This is a genomic window from Pseudoalteromonas arabiensis, assembly GCF_001550155.1.
GTDB lineage: Bacteria > Pseudomonadota > Gammaproteobacteria > Enterobacterales > Alteromonadaceae > Pseudoalteromonas > Pseudoalteromonas arabiensis.
The window spans coordinates 398,398-416,780 of the sequence record NZ_LRUF01000024.1 but is presented as its reverse complement, the minus strand read 5'-3'; the positions used below and the strand labels follow the sequence as shown (position 1 = coordinate 416,780).

17 protein-coding genes are annotated in these 18,383 nt (G+C 41.6%); 1 reads left to right on the top strand and 16 read right to left on the bottom strand.

Translation table 11 applies throughout. The annotated features are described in order from the left end of the window. Positions 1-76: 76 nt before the first annotated feature. Positions 77-835 carry a tRNA isopentenyl-2-thiomethyl-A-37 hydroxylase MiaE gene (miaE, locus tag PAARA_RS15110; RefSeq protein ID WP_062570042.1) on the bottom strand — a complete coding sequence of 253 codons (759 nt, stop codon included), beginning with the start codon at positions 833-835 and terminating at the stop codon, positions 77-79. 229 nt (positions 836-1,064) lie between these two features. On the opposite strand from miaE, the gene PAARA_RS15105 reads away from it, so the two are divergent. Next, positions 1,065-1,664, top strand: a complete 600-nt coding sequence (locus PAARA_RS15105; protein ID WP_062569839.1) for a Yip1 family protein — start codon at positions 1,065-1,067, stop codon at positions 1,662-1,664. Positions 1,665-1,737: 73 nt separating this feature from the next. On the opposite strand, the gene purF is transcribed toward PAARA_RS15105, so the two are convergent. The 15 genes from purF to pnp all read right to left on the bottom strand — a co-directional run bounded on the left by purF (position 1,738) and on the right by pnp (position 18,278). After that, a complete protein-coding gene (gene purF, locus PAARA_RS15100; protein WP_062569838.1) occupies positions 1,738-3,264 on the bottom strand; it encodes an amidophosphoribosyltransferase in 1,527 nt (508 codons plus the stop codon). Positions 3,265-3,282: 18 nt separating this feature from the next. Beyond that, entirely contained in the window at positions 3,283-3,777 is a 495-nt protein-coding gene (locus PAARA_RS15095) for a CvpA family protein (RefSeq protein ID WP_036969851.1), read from the bottom strand. 307 nt (positions 3,778-4,084) lie between these two features. Beyond that, positions 4,085-4,714 carry an SPOR domain-containing protein gene (locus PAARA_RS15090; protein ID WP_062569837.1) on the bottom strand — a complete coding sequence of 210 codons (630 nt, stop codon included), beginning with the start codon at positions 4,712-4,714 and terminating at the stop codon, positions 4,085-4,087. Between the two features lie 11 nt (positions 4,715-4,725). Continuing rightward, the gene (gene folC, locus PAARA_RS15085; protein WP_062569836.1) at positions 4,726-5,991 is read right to left on the bottom strand and encodes a bifunctional tetrahydrofolate synthase/dihydrofolate synthase; all 1,266 of its coding nucleotides are present in this window, start codon (positions 5,989-5,991) and stop codon (positions 4,726-4,728) included. A 25-nt stretch (positions 5,992-6,016) separates the two neighbouring features. Then, a complete protein-coding gene (gene accD / locus PAARA_RS15080) occupies positions 6,017-6,892 on the bottom strand; it encodes an acetyl-CoA carboxylase, carboxyltransferase subunit beta (protein ID WP_062569835.1) in 876 nt (291 codons plus the stop codon). Between the two features lie 158 nt (positions 6,893-7,050). Beyond that, positions 7,051-7,845, bottom strand: coding sequence for a tRNA pseudouridine(38-40) synthase TruA (truA, locus tag PAARA_RS15075; RefSeq protein ID WP_062569834.1), 795 nt, complete (start codon positions 7,843-7,845; stop codon positions 7,051-7,053). A 103-nt stretch (positions 7,846-7,948) separates the two neighbouring features. After that, complete coding sequence (locus tag PAARA_RS15070; RefSeq protein WP_062569833.1) at positions 7,949-8,281, bottom strand: Na+/H+ antiporter subunit G; 333 nt, start codon at positions 8,279-8,281, stop codon at positions 7,949-7,951. Positions 8,282-8,289: 8 nt separating this feature from the next. Then, positions 8,290-8,559 (bottom strand): K+/H+ antiporter subunit F, encoded by a 270-nt coding sequence (locus tag PAARA_RS15065; RefSeq protein WP_062569832.1) that lies wholly within the window; start codon positions 8,557-8,559, stop codon positions 8,290-8,292. Continuing rightward, on the bottom strand, positions 8,553-9,089 hold the full coding sequence (locus tag PAARA_RS15060) for a Na+/H+ antiporter subunit E (RefSeq protein ID WP_062569831.1): 537 nt from the start codon (positions 9,087-9,089) through the stop codon (positions 8,553-8,555). Before PAARA_RS15060 ends, PAARA_RS15065 begins: the two co-directional genes overlap by 7 nt. Further along, on the bottom strand, positions 9,090-10,607 hold the full coding sequence (locus PAARA_RS15055) for a monovalent cation/H+ antiporter subunit D (RefSeq protein ID WP_062569830.1): 1,518 nt from the start codon (positions 10,605-10,607) through the stop codon (positions 9,090-9,092). Continuing rightward, a complete protein-coding gene (locus PAARA_RS15050; protein ID WP_062569829.1) occupies positions 10,604-10,948 on the bottom strand; it encodes a Na+/H+ antiporter subunit C in 345 nt (114 codons plus the stop codon). Before PAARA_RS15050 ends, PAARA_RS15055 begins: the two co-directional genes overlap by 4 nt. Beyond that, complete coding sequence (locus tag PAARA_RS15045) at positions 10,948-13,740, bottom strand: monovalent cation/H+ antiporter subunit A (RefSeq protein WP_062569828.1); 2,793 nt, start codon at positions 13,738-13,740, stop codon at positions 10,948-10,950. The genes PAARA_RS15050 and PAARA_RS15045 overlap by 1 nt, the downstream gene beginning before the upstream one ends. A gap of 212 nt (positions 13,741-13,952) precedes the next feature. After that, positions 13,953-15,155 carry a hypothetical protein gene (locus PAARA_RS15040; protein ID WP_157066214.1) on the bottom strand — a complete coding sequence of 401 codons (1,203 nt, stop codon included), beginning with the start codon at positions 15,153-15,155 and terminating at the stop codon, positions 13,953-13,955. Next, positions 15,139-16,017: a lipoprotein NlpI gene (nlpI, locus tag PAARA_RS15035; protein ID WP_062569826.1), complete on the bottom strand. Its 879-nt coding sequence runs from the start codon at positions 16,015-16,017 to the stop codon at positions 15,139-15,141. Before nlpI ends, PAARA_RS15040 begins: the two co-directional genes overlap by 17 nt. Before the next feature lie 128 nt (positions 16,018-16,145). Continuing rightward, entirely contained in the window at positions 16,146-18,278 is a 2,133-nt protein-coding gene (gene pnp, locus PAARA_RS15030) for a polyribonucleotide nucleotidyltransferase (protein WP_062569825.1), read from the bottom strand. Positions 18,279-18,383: the final 105 nt, after the last annotated feature.

The following is an 18,383-nucleotide window of genomic DNA, read 5'->3' as shown; positions in this document are numbered from 1 at the left end:
TTTATAAAATAAGAAAGTAAAATGATAGCAAAGAGCTTGTTAATAATCGCTCCTTGCTGTTGGATTACATCGCTTTTTAAACTGGCACGCCACTGTGAAACTTAAAATCGTCATCAGGCGTTGCAATCAGCTCAGCCTCAATTTGACCAAAAAAATCAACACGCTCGGTAATATCAAATTCACTGATTTCCTGTGCAAGGGTCAAGTAATCTTGGTAATGACGGGCTTCTGAGCGCAGTAATGAAATATAAAAATCCCCTAACCGCTTATCAACATGAGGAGCGAGCTTAGCAAACCGTTCACACGAGCGGGCTTCGATGTAAGCACCGATAATGAGTTTATCGACTAGCGCATCTGGCTCATAGGTTTTTACATGGCGCAGCATACCCTTTGCGTAGCGACATGGCGTAATGCTTTTATATTCAATACCATACTCATCCATGATCTCAAGCACTTGATAAAAGTGATGCAGCTCTTCTTTTATAAGCATGACCATTTTATCAATCAGATCTTGCCCGTAAGGCGAGTTCGATTTTGGGATCATTGATTTAGTTAGCTTGTTTTTATCTGCAAGCTCTCGCCAATCCCCTTCTCGTTTATAAATAAGTGTTTCAAAAGGTTTTAGCCATGCAAGTAATGCATCACCACTTTCTTTATCAACTGCATACTTACGAATTAAAAACATCGCTGACTGAGCAGCTTTCAATTCACAAATAAGGTGATCAATTAATACCACATCTAAGTTTTCTTGTTTGATTGCCGCAGCAATCCACTCATCTGGCGTTTCACACTTTAAAAAAGAATGGATAGGAGCGAGTAAAGCAGAGTAAGGCACTAAATAAATTCTCATCAATAAACGTGGTTAGATTTTACCATATAAATACACCGCCATTCTATGACCCATATCAGTGCAAAACTAATTTCTATATGTACTAAAGACTTATACATGGCCCGTCACTTCCAGTATTTCAGGTTCTTGACAATATTTAATAAGTGGACCATAACTTAATCAAAGCTGTACAAAAATAAAACAGCTCATATTCCTATTTACAGGGGCAACAATTATGATTTTGAACCACTTATGGGGCTTATACGCCCACCCACTCGAAGAATGGCAAACAATTGATAATCGCCATGAAAGCTTGCGTTATAGCTTATCGCACATCTTACTCATTGCATGTATTCCATCCATCATGGGCTATTATTCATCAGTCCATCTAGGTTGGAGCATTGGCTCTGGCGAGGCAGTATTTTTAACGCATGATAGCGCGCTTCTGATTGCGATAGCCATGTACTTTGCGCTTATAGTTGGCGTATTTGCACTGGCTTACTTGGCGCATTGGATGGCCGTGACCTTTGGTGCAAAACCTACCTTTACTCAAACCCTAGAACTTGCTGCTTACACAGCAACGCCGGTGTTTATGTCTTCATTTGCGGCGTTTCTACCAGAGCTTTGGTTTGTGGTGTGTGTAGGCCTTGTAGCCCTCGCCTACTCTGTTTACCTGCTCTACACTGGGGTGCCAATTTTAATGCACATTCCTGAAGAACGAGGCTTTATTTATGCCAGTTCAGTGGTCACTTGCGGATTAATTCTACTGGTCATAATCCTTGCTGCGACAGCAATTCTGTGGACAAACGGTATTGTCCACCCGATGTTTACCTAAATTATTTCCTTTCTTTCCACAAGCAAAAAAGGAGCTATCTAGCTCCTTTTTCATGTATTAGTCTAAAAACTAATTAGTCTGCACTGTTTTCTTCTTGGTTATGTAATTCTAAACCTGAAGACATTGCGTTTTCACGCGTTGATTTTGCAGAATCATTACGTAGACGATCGATATGGTTAAGATATTCTTGATCGATATCACCCGTTATATATTGTCCATCGAATACCGAGGTTTCAAAACGCGTGATTTCAGGGTTTTCTTGGCTCACCGCTGAGATTAAATCATCAAGAGACTGGAAAATGAGACCATCAGCACCAATGCTTGCATTAATATCTTCCACTTCACGACCATGAGCAATTAACTCAGCAGCCGAAGGCATGTCAATTCCATAGACATTCGGGAAACGAATTTCTGGTGCAGCTGATGCAAAATAAACATTCTTTGCACCCGACTCACGAGCCATCTCAACGATTTGCGCTGACGTAGTACCACGAACAATTGAGTCATCGACAAGCAATACGTTTTTACCCTTGAACTCACGGTCAATGGCATTCAGTTTTTGACGAACTGACTTCTTACGCATTTCTTGACCTGGCATGATGAAGGTACGGCCAATGTAACGGTTTTTAACGAAACCTTGACGGTATGGCAGGTTAAGCGCTGATGCAATCTCAAGCGCCACATCGCATGACGTTTCAGGGATTGGAATAACCACGTCGATGTCTTTATCAGCCCATTCACGTGCTATCTTTTCACCTAACTTAGTCCCCATGTTTACACGCGTTGCATAAACAGACATACGATCAATGGTTGAATCTGGTCGCGCAAAATAAACGAACTCAAAAATACACGGCGAATACGTTGCTTTTTCTGCACACGCTTGTGAGAAAAGCTGACCTTCTTCAGTTACGTAAATAGCTTCACCTGGCGCTACATCGCGGACAAACTCAAAGCCATCTGTTTTTAATGCAACGCTTTCTGATGCAAACATGTACTCAGTACCGTTCGCTGTTTCACGCTTACCAAATACAAGCGGACGAATACCGTTCGGGTCACGAAAGGCAACAATACCGTGGCCGATAATCATTGCTATTGTTGCGTAACCACCCGTTACTTTGTTATTTACTTGTGTTACTGCTGTGAAGATATCTTCAGCATCGAGTTTAAGTTTATTAGACTTACTTAACTCATGCGCCATGATATTAAGTAATATTTCAGAGTCAGATGTTGTATTAACATGACGGCGAGCTTCTGAAAATAATTGCTCTTTTAATGCTTCAGCGTTTGTTAAATTACCATTGTGTGCAAGTGCAATACCAAACGGTGAGTTAACATAGAAAGGTTGCGCTTCCGACGAGCTAGAAGATCCAGCTGTCGGATAACGAACATGACCAATACCAATCGTACCTTGAAGGCGTTTCATGTGACGGGTATGAAACACATCTTTCACAAGGCCGTTGGCTTTACGTAAGCTAAACGTATTATTTTCAATGGTAATGATGCCAGCTGCATCTTGACCGCGGTGTTGCAAAACAGTTAAGCCATCATACAGCGCCTGATTAACAGGAGAAGTTCCGACTATGCCAACGATACCACACATTAAATTTATCCTCGCCGATTAACGGTTTACCGAATTTAAAAAGCTCGAGTTGTTTTCGAGGTACGAAAAGAACCACTCAACAACAAAGCCAAATTCTGGAATCAAAATAGAGTTACCCCACCAGTGCGTATTAGGTGCACCGGTAAAAGCATCAAGAAAGAAGAGTAACGCGCTTACGACCAACACGCCACGAAGAGCACCAAACACTATGCCGAATACACGGTCGGTGCCAGATAAACCAGTACGTTGTACAAGCTCACCTAAAATATAGTTTAGTAATCCACCCAACAGGAGTGTCGCAAAGAATAATATGGCTATTGCGGCTGCATTTCTTAAAAGGGGTTCTGAAATACTTGTTAGGAAGGAAGCTAAATATTGGTAAAACAAACTAGAGATGATAAATGCACCAGCCCATACAGCTAATGACATTGCTTCTTTTACGAAGCCACGTATTAAGCCGATGATAGTGGATAGTGCAATAATGCCAAGTATGGCGTAATCAACCCAGATCATAAGAACCAACTAGTCGTTAATTTGGGGCGCATTCTATACCCAAACCACCTGTGGATGCAAGAATTCAGCATGAGATAAAACGCATTTAGGCAAGGCATTGATTGTAGGCAATGGTGTCCCCTTGTCAAAATCAATAACGCAGAATAAACGCGTTTTAGCCATGCCCTTCGGGCGCTTCACAGGGCTTCCACTACTGTGTTGTGGCAACTTGAAAGGTACCTACTACTGATTACCTCGACCTAAGTTCAAAGCCCTGTGATAGCGATGAAACATGGATCTACCGGTGGTTTGGGTATCCTTTGCCAGATCATTTTGTAATTTCAAACTGAGTAACTTTGCCGTTTAACTTGGTTAACTGCTTTAACTCAACAAGCTTACTTTCTAACTCTTTCTTGCTAAGTGAAGGACCTACAAAGACTTTTGTCAGTGTTCCATTCGGGGTTTTGATTGGACGAGTAAAGGTTTTAAAGCCATTCGCTTTGAGCTTTTCAAGTAACGACTTTACATTAGGCGCATGTGAGAAACTACCTAATTGGATTACATAAGCCATTTGCGTGAGGTTTTCTTCTGGCTTACGAGCAGGCTCCGATGTTTTTACTACTGGCTTGGCTACTTTAACAACTTCAACAGGATCTTGAGTTGATGCTTCAACCATTTTAGGTGCATCATCAAATTGCTCAGTTTGCTCTGCTGTAAGCTCAGCATCATTCGCTTGTGCATTTTCGACAGGTATTTCAGCAGGCTGCTCTGCAGAGGCAACTTTACTATCAATTTCATCTTGTAAGTCAATCGTTGTGAACTCAGGGCGTTCAGGAATTGCTTTAAAACCTTCTGTATAGTGAACTTTCTCTCCATCCAAAATATTTGGAATAAAGACAATAGCCGCCACAACCACAATGGTGGTCCCTACTAAGCGATTAATAAACCCTGCGTTCACCGAATTCCTCTCTATTTTTTAAAATAGCTGATTGCTGCAGCCACGGTTATAAATGAGCCAAACACAATTACTAAGGTGTTATTGTCTACATTTGGTAATAGTGTGTCTAGCGCAGTTTCAACACTGTCATATTGCGTACTAGGCGCTGTTGATGTCGTTTCAGCCAATGCCTTTGCAAGGTTTTCAACCTTATCGCCGCGAAAACAATCTAAACTGGCTAACGACCACTCGTGAACAACATCCGCCACAGCTGACATTGCTGCCACTTTATCTTTATCTGCAAGCATAGCGACTAATGCATGAATTTTAAACCCTTGATCTTTATACACGCTTAATTTACGCGCCAAATAACGGGCCGATTCAGGGTTATGTGCCACATCGGTAAAAATAAGAGGCTTTTCATTTAGCTGCTGAAAACGTCCTTCAACTGTTAAATTAGCTAAACAATCGCGTACTTGTTGCTCACTAGGTAGTAAGTCAAGTTTAGCCAATAAGGTCAACGCAGTGGCAGCATTTTGACAAGGGATCGCAGGTTTAGCTAAGCGCCAATCTTTACCTTTGTACTGCCAATTAAAACCTTCACTGTCTTCAGTGAATTTAAAATCACGGCCAGATAACACCATATCAGCGTTAATTTCATTACCATAATCAGTCACTGTATGCGGAATCGCTAAATCGCCAACAACAGCTGGTGTATTGGTACGGAAAATACCAGCTTTATCATACCCAACAAGTTCACGAGTATCGCCTAGGTATTCTTTATGATCTAGATCGATAGTTGTGATCACACAAGCATGCGGGTTCACGATATTCGTCGCATCATAGCGGCCACCTAAACCCACTTCTAACAATACATAATCAACAGCGTAACGTTTAAAAATTGCCAGTGCACCTAACGTGCCGTACTCAAAATACGTCAGTGGCGTCTCACCACGGCCCTTTTCCAGCATATCGAAAGCATCAACATGGAATTGGTCATCAAGCTCTTGGCCATTAATACGTACGCGTTCGTTGTAACGAATTAGGTGTGGAGAAGCATATGTACCCACACTAAAACCTTGTGCTAGTAATAGGCTTTCTAGGCAACGCGCTGTGGTGCCTTTACCATTGGTACCTGCAATTAAGATTATTTTGCTCGGTGTATCGAGTAAGCCAATTTGGTTTGCAACGCGAGCAACGCGCTCTAGACCCATCTCGATATTGGCAGGGTGAACACTTTCTAAATAACAAAGCCAATCATCAAGGCTTGATGATTGGCTAGGAAGGATTTCTGTCATAGCGATTAATCAGTTAAGCTGAAATTTACGCTACTCTATGCTCTTGTTCAGTAGAAGGCAAGTTCATAAATTTCGCTAAGATACGCGCAAGGGTGTCACGCATTTCACGACGGTCAACAATCATGTCGATTGCACCGTGCTCTAGCAAAAACTCACTGCGTTGGAAACCTTCAGGCAGAGTTTCACGGACTGTTTGCTCGATTACACGAGGGCCGGCAAAGCCAATAAGTGCTTTTGGTTCAGCAACGTTTACATCACCAAGCATTGCCAGTGACGCAGATACACCACCCATTGTTGGGTCGGTTAATACTGAGATAAACGGTAAGCCTTTTTCGCTCATTTTCGCCAGTGCAGCACTTGTTTTTGCCATTTGCATCAATGACATAAGTGCTTCTTGCATACGGGCACCGCCTGATGCTGAAAAACAAATAAGTGGCATATTATGCTCTAAACATTGATCTACAGCTTCAACAAAACGAGCACCGACTACTGACGCCATAGAGCCACCCATAAACGAGAACTCAAAAGCAACAGCAGCAACAGGAATACCTTTTAGGCGACCTTTCATTGCCACAAGTGCGTCTTTTTCGCCGCTTGCTTTTTGTGCTTGGGTAATACGGTCAGAGTATTTTTTAGAATCTTTAAACTTTAATACGTCTTTTGGTTCGTGCTCTGCACCAATTTCTTGACGATCAGCGTCATCTAAAAAGTTTTCAAGACGTTTACGGCCACTTAAACGCATATGGTGATCACATTTTGGACATACGTTAAGTGACTTTTCTAATTCTGCTTTATATAAAATTGAATCACAGTCTGTACACTTTGCCCAAACCCCTTCTGGGATTTCTTTTCGGCCTGACGATTTAGTCGTTTTAGGTAAGATTTTTTCTAACCAACTCATTTGCAACTCTCTTAATACTGTTCTGTGTCGCAGTCTGCTTAATTGGGAATACTGATTGATATTTCTGACAACCAATAAACAGACAGATTTTTTCAATTAAAACATGAATTACCCGCAGACGATATAAAAAACTGGTCTTAGTAGTGTACTACCAAGTGTTAACTGTCTGAATCAGGTAAAAACAAAGGCCCTAATGGTGTTTTAGGGATCTCAAACTGCTCAGGGTAATCCACATCCACTAAATAAAGACCCGCAGCTTTAGCTGTCGCACTGGCTTTGGCTCTCTCTTTTAAATCAAGTAACTCTTTTAACCAAACAGGTTCATGCTTATGTAAACCAATGTCCATCAAGCAACCAGTAATATTACGTACCATGTGATGTAAAAACGCATTGGCTTTAATATCAATGATCACATAATCACCTTGGCGTTTTACCGACAAATGGTGAATAGTACGATTTGCTGTATTTGCTTGGCAATGCAGTGCTCTGAACGATGTAAAGTCGTGTTCACCTATTAAATACTGACAGGCTTGTTGCATTTTAGTTTCGTCTAATGGGTGATGAAAATGAGTAACGCCTTCACTCATAATGGCACCGCGATAGGTATAATTATAGATTACATAACGATAACGGCGTGCTGTCGCACTAAAACGTGCGTGAAAATCTTCAGAAACAGGCTTAGCAAAACGAATAGAAATATCTTTTGGTAATAGGGTATTCATTCCCATCGTAAACGCGACCATTTCGCGTTCAGCATGAGTATCAAAGTGCACGACTTGGCCTGTACCATGAACGCCTGCGTCTGTACGACCCGCACAAACAATCTCAACAGGATGATTACAAATACGCGACAACGCTGTTTCTACTTCTTGCTGTACGCTATTGACGTGTGATTGACGTTGCCAACCACTGTAACGGGCGCCGTTGTATTCTACTCCAAGTGCTACTCGCATAATGATCTATTTACCTAGTGTGCTAAATGACGGGGCATTCTATGCGATCTGCCCGTGCAATAAAAGCCAAGAGCGCAGATCACATATTGATAAATACTACAGACTAATCCTCTTCGATGTTGTCTTGGCCCTTGGTGCCCTCTTTTGCGCGTAATTTATGGTGAATAGCCGATTTAATCAGCATGTAACCACTGATAGGTGCTGTAATGAGCAAAAAGATAGAAATAAGAATTTCTTTTACACTTACACCATCGTGTGTGAAAGTAAAATAAACCATCGCCGCTATTAACAGTGAAGCCATACCCAGTGTCGTCGCTTTGGTGGGCCCATGCAGGCGCATAAAAAAATCAGGCATTTTAACCAAACCGATTGAGCCTATCAGAATAAAGCAACCACCAATTAACAATAAGATTGAAACAACCCATTCACTCATCATTTGTTACCTTATTCAATAATATCGCCGCGTAGCAAGTATTTACATACTGCTACCGTACTCACAAAGCCAAGCATCGCAATTAATAAAGCCGCTTCAAAATATAAATCTGTATCCATGCTCATACCGTAAAGAATGATTAATGCAATGGTATTTATAAACATGGTATCAAGCGCTAAAATGCGATCTGGCACTGAAGGCCCAATAATAAGACGCCATAAATTCAATAAAAGTGAAATGGCAATCATCCCATACACAATGAGGAATACCGTATCTAACATCGGAAAATCTCCTTAAGCGGGGCTTCGTAACGCTGTTTAATCTTATTAATAAGTTCAGCTTCATCTGCTAAATCCAGCACATGAATTAGCAAATAACGTTGCTCAATTTCTTCACCTTCTGCAAGCGACTCTGGAATGGGATACACCTCAGCACTGACCGTACCCGGCGTTAAAGATACTGTACTTGCTAATATCGTAATGGGCATATCATGACTTAAATCAAGTGGCACCTTAACAAAGCCAGGGCGTAGCCTTTTAGTTGGCCCAAGGATCAGTAAGGCAACCTGCAAGTTAGCCGTTACAATATCGTACAAGACTAACAGTAAATGCCTAAATGCAAGGCCAGGTCGAACAATTAACGGCTGTGGATCCCGAAATGGAAAGGTGATCCATGGAATTGTGATCGCAAAAAGGGCTGCAAGCAGTAGATGCCCAGGCGACACACTATTGTTGAGCAACAACCACACGACGAAGAGTAAAACACTGCGAAACGGAGTGGGTAGCCAACGAAAACGGGCTTCTAAACGCATTTAGCGGCCTCCCTGTAGTACATTATTAATACTGGTGTTGATATCGAACAATTGCTCAGATGTCGCAAGCATAAAATCTGAAATTGGACCGGCAAAAATAACCATCAAAGGAGAGCAAACTAACAATAGTAACATCGCCGTGACTTTTAATGGGTGTGCCTTTATACCTTCAACAGCTTCACTTTCTTTGAATTTTCGGTCCCAAAAAAGGCTTGTGCCAGCACGAGAAATAGCAACCAATAAGGCTAAACTTGAAAGTAAGTAAATTGGCCAAAACACCATGCCCTTCTCACTATCTAAGGTACTTTTTAGAATCCAAATTTTACCTACAAAACCAGACAGTGGAGGCATGCCTACTACTGTTAAGGCAGCAATTACAAAGCTAATTCCTAATAAAAAAGGTTGTGCCACAGCACGCCCTGCAACAAGGCGATCGGCCACTTTTCCACGCTGATGCGCAATCAAATCAGCCAGTAAAAAGAGCACAGCACAAACAATCGTTGAATGAACTAAGTAGTAAAGTAACGCCGCAGTCGCCGCTACATTCTGAATAGCGACTAACGCAACCAATGTACCCACTGATACGATCACTAAGTTTGCAATGAGCTTTCTAAAATCTTGGCTTGCAAGAACGCCTATCGACCCCAGAATGATGGTCGCTAATGCAAGCCCCCATAACCAAGGTTGTGCCATGTGTGCAAGCTCACCCGCGTTATCACCAAAGATGACGGTGTACACACGAAGCATGGCATACACACCCACCTTAGTCATGATCGCAAATAAAGCGGCTACAACTGGGGTGGCACTTGCGTAGGTATTAGGCAACCACAAATGTAGCGGTAACAACGCTCCTTTAAGGGCGAAAACTACAATGAGTAGTAACCCCCCTATTTTAGCTAAATAAACATCATCACCTGTTAACTGAGGTACTTTCTGGGCTAAATCAGCAATATTTAAGGTACCCACTACGCCATATAAAACACCAAGCGCAATAAGAAATACACTCGAGCCAATCAGGTTAAGAATCACATACTGTAGAGCTGCACGGGTGCTGTGCTTGTCCCCGCCATGCATCAATAATGAATAAGATGCGATTAGCAGCACTTCAAAAAATACGAATAGGTTAAATACATCCCCAGTTAAAAATGCACCGTTCACACCTAAAATTAAGAAATGAACAAGAGGATGAAAGAAGCTTCCTTTTTTATCATCACCTGCGCAGCTATATAGCACAACAACCGCACCAAGTAAGCTGGTCAGCACTACCAGCAAAGTCGCTAGTCTATCTGCAACCAATACAATACCAAAAGGAGCCGACCAGTCACCGATGGCATATACCATGGGTGCCGTACTATTTACATGAAGTAGTAAAAATGCACTAACGGCAAGGGTTATAATCGACATTAATACCGACATCACACGGCGAATATGAAGATTCTTACCGCATGGAGGCATGAGTAAAATAATGCCTGTCAGCATGGGAATTAAGATAGGTAAAGAAGCCAAATGCTGAATCATTTTCGCTCCTTTGAAGACTTAACTAAATGTCCATCAACATGATCATTACCCAAATCGGCACGACCACGAATTGACAAAATAACGACAAAAGCGGTCATTGCAAAACCGATTACAATAGCCGTTAACACTAAAGCTTGAGGGAGTGGATCTGCATACTCACTGGCACTGCCCAAAACCGCTGCTTTATTAATTGTTAATCGCCCTGATGAAAACAAGAATAGGTTTACCGCATAAGACAGCATGGTTAAACCTAACACGACCGGAAAGGTTCGCGCTCTTAAAATTAAATAAATGCCGCATGCAACCAGCACGCCCACGCATGATGCGTACAATACTTCCATTAAATATTTACCTCTTGCTTGGGTGTATTAGCCGTTAGTTTTCCTAAACTAGCTAAAATCATCAGCGTTGCACCTACAACAGTTAAATACACACCTAAATCAAATACGATAGCACTGGCAAGTTCTGTTTTGCCAACTAACGGTATATCAAAATAATCAAACCACGTTGTTAAGAATGGACGACCAAATGCCCAGCTTCCAACACCTGTGAATAAAGCGATAGCAATGCCCGATGCGATAATCTTACGGTAATTCACATCAAACCGCTCTGCTATCCAATTAGAGCCATTCGCCATGTACTGTAGTATAAATGCAATGGCTGTGACTAAGCCTGCGATAAATCCACCGCCTGGTAAATTGTGGCCTCGTAAAAAGATATATGCAGAAACTAACAATGCCAAAGGTAATAAGCTTTGTGAAATACTTGCAAGAAGAATTGGATAACGCTCCCGCGCCCACGGACGCCCTTCACTATCACTTGCAGGCATAAATAAAGGTAAATTGATAAGCAATTTATAAATACCTAACGCGGCTATACCTAAAACGGTGATTTCACCTAAGGTATCAAAGCCCCTAAAGTCGACTAGAATAACGTTCACCACGTTTGTACCACCACCGCCAGTTTTAGCATTGGCAACAAAGAAGTCAGAAATTGACTCAAGTGGTCTTGTTAATAGCGCATAACAAATACTCGCCACAACCACACCTATAGCCGACGAAATCCCCAGATCACGTAAAATACGTAATGAGCTTGACTCTTTTGGAGTACGCTGTGGTAAGAAGAATAGTGCTAGCATCAGTAGCATCACAGTGACTACTTCAACCGTAAGCTGTGTCAGTGCTAAATCTGGCGCAGAAAAGCGAGTAAAGGCAACGGACACCATCAGGCCTACGATTGAAATCATGATTAAAGATATCATCCGTGAACGATGCCAAAATACGGTTGCTAATGCACCAATAATCAACAAACCAGCACCAATGGCATTATGAAAATCAATAGGCGTTAGCTCACTGGCACCAGCAAGTTGACGCATTTCAAACAAAGGCCATCCAGCGCACAGTAAAACAACCGTAATCATGACAAAAGCGTAGCGTTGCAACGAGCCATTTTCGATATGATTTATCTTCTCTTGTGACCACTTGATCACACGGTATAACCCCCCCTCAAAACCTTTTTTCGCACTGATTGTTGGCAATGATGCTTGGAACTGGAACAAATACTTACGCTGTACATAAATCAGTATTCCGCAGCAGGTTGCAATAAAGCTCATTAATAGAGGTAAGTTAAATCCATGCCAAACAGATAATTTATAATCGGGTGCAGCATCCCCCAGCACAGCGTAGGATGCTGAGGCCAAAATATCACTGACGGCAAAGTGAGGGAACATACCGACCAATAAACACAATACCACTAAAATTTCGATAGGTACGCGCATGTAGCGCGGCGGTTCATGGGGCTCTTTTGGTAAATCAATCGGGTCACCATTGAAGAAAACATCATGTATAAATCGTGCTGAGTACGCTACAGACAAGGCACCCGCTAAAGTCGCTAATACAGGAATAAGCCAAGACATAGAACCCAGTACCTGCTGGTGCAAGGTTTCAGCAAAAAACATTTCTTTTGATAAGAAACCATTTAACAGAGGCACCCCTGCCATAGAAGCGGCGGCCACCATAGCAAGTGTTGCTGTATATGGCATAAAACGCCACATACCATTTAACTTACGCATATCACGGGTGCCAGTTTCATGGTCAATAATACCCGTCGCCATAAACAATGACGCTTTAAATATCGCGTGATTAATAATGTGGAAAATAGCTGCCACAGTTGCAAGTTCGGTATCTAAACCTAACAGCAATGTGATTAGACCTAAGTGACTGATAGTAGAGTAAGCAAGCAGTCCCTTTAAGTCATGTTTAAATAACGCAATGTAAGCACCAACAAGTAAAGTCGATAAACCTGTCATCGCGACTAAAATAAACCACGTATCAGTACCTGATAGTGCAGGATAGAATCGCGCAAGTAAAAATATACCGGCTTTAACCATGGTTGCTGAGTGTAAGTATGCACTAACGGGTGTCGGTGCAGCCATAGCATGAGGTAGCCAGAAATGAAAAGGAAACTGCGCAGACTTAGTAAATGCACCTAATAATATAAGTACCAGACCCACTTCATATAAGTCGTGTGATTGAATTAATGCTTTACTAGCAAGAATGACATCAAGGTTATAGCTACCAACAATATCACCAATTAAAAGTAAACCCGCTAATAACGCAAGACCGCCCGCCCCCGTAATTGCTAGCGCCATTCTTGCACCTTTTCGTGCTTCTGACTTATGCCACCAATAACTAATTAATAAAAACGAGCTAATACTTGTTAATTCCCAAAATAGCCATAGTTGAATGACATTGTTAGACATCACAATGCCAACCATGGCCGTCATAAATAGCATAAGGTAACAATATAACTTGGGCAGTGAGTCGTTATTACTTAAGTAATAGCGTGCATAGAAAATGACTAGAGTACCAATACCCAAAATCATATAAAGGAATAATAAACTTAACCCGTCAAGTCGAAATGAGACTTGCATATTCAACAGTGGGATCCAATCTGCTGTATAGCGGATAGTTTCACCAGAAAAAACGGCTGGTGTATAGGAAAATACGATTCCAAGAGCAATCAAAGGCGCTAACATGGTCAAAGCAGTGCTTTGATTACGTGTTAGTTTTGAAGTGCAGGATGAAATAACACTGCCAATCAAGGATAACAGGGGTATCCAGAGCAAAGTCATAATAAGGAGCCTTTTAGTGTCATAAGAATATCAATACCGCTGCTAGTTATAATTAGTTGCGTACTGTTCATTTGGATGGTTAAAAGTTGGCTTCAAAAAAAGCTTACAATGCGTATAGTTATACTGATTGGGTGCTATTTTGTCTATAGGAGACACACCTATTCGGCCAACTTTTAACCACTTTACGTATTAAAATAGCAATAAATAAGCGATTAGTCAGAAAATTCTTTAGAGCTTAAAGCTGTTGTTATTACAGGCTTTACACCAATAAAGGCAAAATAATCAGTGTACCTTACTGGCTTTGTTAAGGGGGAGTTAATTTGTTTTAACCAAAGTTGGCGATATTGTTCAGATAATCCCACCTTTTGGTATTGCATTATTGACCAATGAAGACTGGGTTTATAAGCCATTTGGTTTTTGCAAGCCACACTTTTCTGCCATCCTTTTGGCGGCAAACTGTTACTTGCAATAAATAAATTAGGCGCCACTAGCCCTTCTTGCTGGCACAACCATTGCTGTTTTTGTTCTGGCAATGGGTATTCATCCTCAAAACCATTAAAGTGCATTAGCTCATGTAGAAATACTGCATATGATTGGGATGAATTAATATGCATAATACCACCTTGTACGTTTGCACTCCCCTCTTTCGACATCATGACAATAAAGTCAAAACCAGCTGGCCATGTGTGGTTCTTTGCTTCTCTCCAGTCACATTGCAATGCGTTATTATTTTCCTCGCAGCGATATTGGTTGCCTACATAAACAACATCGCTAAAACAAAAGCTATTCATGGCAGGCTCTGGATTAGACTGATATTGGCCTTTAAAAGATTGTAAAGCAGCAATACCACTTTTATGATCCGCCATCATTAACACATTAAAATGGCATGTTGGATTTGTTGTAACAGCGTCTAACGACAAGGCAAAATTATGTAAATTGGCATACTCGCTTGTTATTTTAATAGTAGGCATGCTTTGTTGTAAAAGCCATGTTTGCTTAGCGTCACCATCGGGTAATCGATTTGTCTTCCATAATGACTCCAGAGCATTCCACTGCTCGTTTATTACTAATTGCTTAGCGAGGTTTTGCTGCTGTTGCAAGTCAAAGAAGTCAAACTGGGTTTGCCACCACAATTGCGCCGCAGAAACATTACCTTGCTGTAAAAAACGCAAAGCTAGCTGATATTTGGCATCGGTATTATCAAGCTCAGCCAAATGACGAAGTTGTGAAGTACTGAGTCTAGCTAATTGCGTATTAACAACATGAGGTGCTAAATAGTAAATAGCAGCAGTTTGGGAAGGTGTTTTGCCAATATAATAAAGATAAGACGGTGAAAAGTAGGATACTGAGCTTGAGAGTCCAGACAAACTCAGTAATAACCCTACTAACAGGTACTGATTAGCTCGCGTCTTCACCAGCCATTAACTCAAGCTCTAAACGTGCGTATTTATATTCAACAAACTCATGCACATTTGTAGAAAGGGCTAATCTAAAGTAATCAGCAGCGAGGTAGCTATCACCAGCAGCTTGATGTAATTTAGCTAAATAAAAGTAGGCTTCACATAAACGATGAGCATACTCTTGTTCTGACGTTACGCCTTCGATAATGCCAGATAAAAACTCAAATTCGCTAATATCGCCCAAATAAAGTGCTAGAAGTTGATAACCCCATTGTGATTCATCAACCCCTTGTGCATTCGCTTTAAGATCAAGCAACGCTTGCTCTTTATTTGCTTCTGCTTGAGCGAGATACAACCAAAGCACACGATAAGGATCACTCGGCGCTCGATTTAGAAACTGTTGTAAATCATCCGCAGCCAGTAATGGACGTTCGCCATAATAAAGCGCAATACCGCGGTTTAAATAGGCATATTCATGCTGCTCATCTAACTCTAAGGCTGAATCGAAAAACTCATACGCTTGTTCGTATTGCTGCATAAGTGTGTGATGAATACCTAAAAAATTATAGACTTCAGCAAGATCTGGTTTAAGCTTTATAGCACGATTAAAGTCTATTCGTGCCAATGTTGACATCCCTAAGCTATCAAATAGCACACCGCGATCGTAATATAGTTTTGCTTGCTGCTCTGGGCTTAGATCCGTTCTATTTAATAACTCTGAATAGCGTGCAATCGTAATTTCATTGCGAAAATCAGAAGCCAACGGCGCTGTGAATGGCACATTAACAATAGGCAAAGACTCAGGTTGTGACGTTGTTTGACATGCACTTAAAGAAAAAAGAGCCACGGCGGTCAATGCTAAGTGTTTAAAATTCATTAAAATCCTTAATACCTGAAGAATGCTCTGTAGACAAAGTCGAAGCTAATAGGTTTCATTAAAGCATAAAAAAAGGGGCTAAACAGCCCCTTTTTCTGATATCCAGTAAATTACTGGTCAATCAATCATTATTCAGCGTCTTTTGGCTCTTCTGCTTTTTCTTCAGCAGCTGGTTCCATCGCTTCTTTAATGCTTAAACGTACACGACCTTGGCGATCAACTTCAAGAACTTTTACTTGTACTTCTTGGCCTTCGCTTAGGTGATCAGTTACGTTGTTAACACGCTCTGTGCTGATTTGTGAAATGTGCACTAGACCGTCTTTACCCGGAAGGATATTAACGAACGCACCAAAATCAACAATACGTACCACTTTACCTGTGTAGATGGTCCCTACTTCTAGCTCTGCAGTTAATTGCTCGATACGCTTGATAGCATCGTTTGCGCTTATGCCGTCAGTTGCAGCGATTTTGATTGTACCGTCATCTTCGATTTCAATCGTCGTGCCAGTTTCTTCAGTAAGTTGACGAATAGTTGCGCCACCCTTACCAATAACTTCAGCAATTTTCTTCGCAGGAATTTGCATTGTGTAGATGCGTGGTGCGAACTGAGATAACTCTTCAGAAGGAGCTGAAATCGCTTCGTCCATAACACCTAATATGTGTAGACGTGCTGCTTTCGCTTGTTTAAGCGCGATTTGCATGATTTCTTTAGTGATACCTTCAATTTTGATATCCATTTGTAGTGCTGTGATACCGTTTGAAGTACCCGCTACTTTAAAGTCCATGTCACCTAAGTGATCTTCATCACCTAATATATCAGAAAGAACAACGAAATCTTCGCCTTCTTTAACTAGACCCATCGCAATACCAGCAACAGATGCTTTAATTGGTACACCGGCATTCATAAGCGCTAATGACGTACCACATACTGATGCCATAGACGATGAACCATTTGATTCAGTGATTTCTGAAACAACACGGATTGAGTATGGGAAGTCAGTAAGCGTAGGTAGTACCGCTGAGATACCACGCTTAGCTAGGTTACCGTGACCAATTTCACGACGCTTAGGTGAGCCTACAAAACCAGTTTCACCTACGCAGAACGGAGGAAAGTTGTAGTGAAGCATGAAGTGATTTTTGTTAGTACCAGTTAAATCGTCGATTAACTGTGAATCACGCTCTGTACCCAATGTTGCAGTCACAAGTGCTTGTGTCTCACCACGGGTGAAGATTGCTGAACCGTGAGTACGCGGTAACACACCTGTCATTACGTCTAGTGCACGAACCATATCTGGTTCACGACCATCGATACGTTTTTCACCAGCGATGATACGGCCACGAACGATTTCTTTCTCTAAAGAACCGAATAGCTTGCCAACTTCTTGCGTATCTAGCTCTTCGCCTTCAGCAAGGTTAGCAGTTAATGTAGCAACTACTTCTTCTTTCGCTACACCTAATGCTTCTTTACGCGCTACTTTGTCAGTGATGCGGTATGCTTCACCTACTTTGTCAGCAGCGATTGCAGAGATTTTCTCAGCAAGAGTGATGTTTTTCTCTGGTGCTGTCCAATCCCAAGCAGGTTTACCTGCTTCTGCTTTGAATTCGTTGATTGCGTTGATGATAGCTTGAGATTGCTCATGACCATAAACAACCGCACCTAGCATGACGTCTTCAGATAGTGTTTCAGCTTCTGATTCAACCATAAGTACTGCGTTATCAGTACCAGCAACAACTAGGTCTAATTGGCTTTCTTCAAGTTCAGCAAGTGTTGGGTTAAGTACGTATTCACCGTTGATAAAACCAACACGTGATGCACCGATAGGACCATTGAATGGAATACCAGAGATAGCAAGTGCTGCTGACGTACCAATCATAGCAACCATATCAGGTTGGATTTCTGGGTTAACAGAAACAACTGTCGCGATTACTTGTACTTCGTTTACAAAACCGTCAGGGAAAAGAGGACGGATTGGACGGTCGATTAGACGAGCAATAAGCGTTTCGCCATCGTTAGGACGACCTTCACGCTTAAGGAAACCACCAGGGATACGACCCGCAGCGTACATACGCTCTTGGTAGTTAACTGTTAGTGGGAAGAAGTCTTGACCTGGTTGTGCATCACGCTTACCAACTACAGTAACTAATACTGAAGTATCGCCAATGCTTGCTAGTACTGCGCCGTCAGCTTGACGTGCTATAGCACCTGTTTCTAGAGTCACAGTATGTTGACCTAGTTGAAATTCTTTAATAATTGCTTGCACTTAAAAATATCCTTTAAATGTAAAAGCAACTCAGAGCAGCGCTCCGAATTGGTAAAAATAGTCCATCAAAGTACCAATTACAGTACTTAATTGAACTTGTGCAAA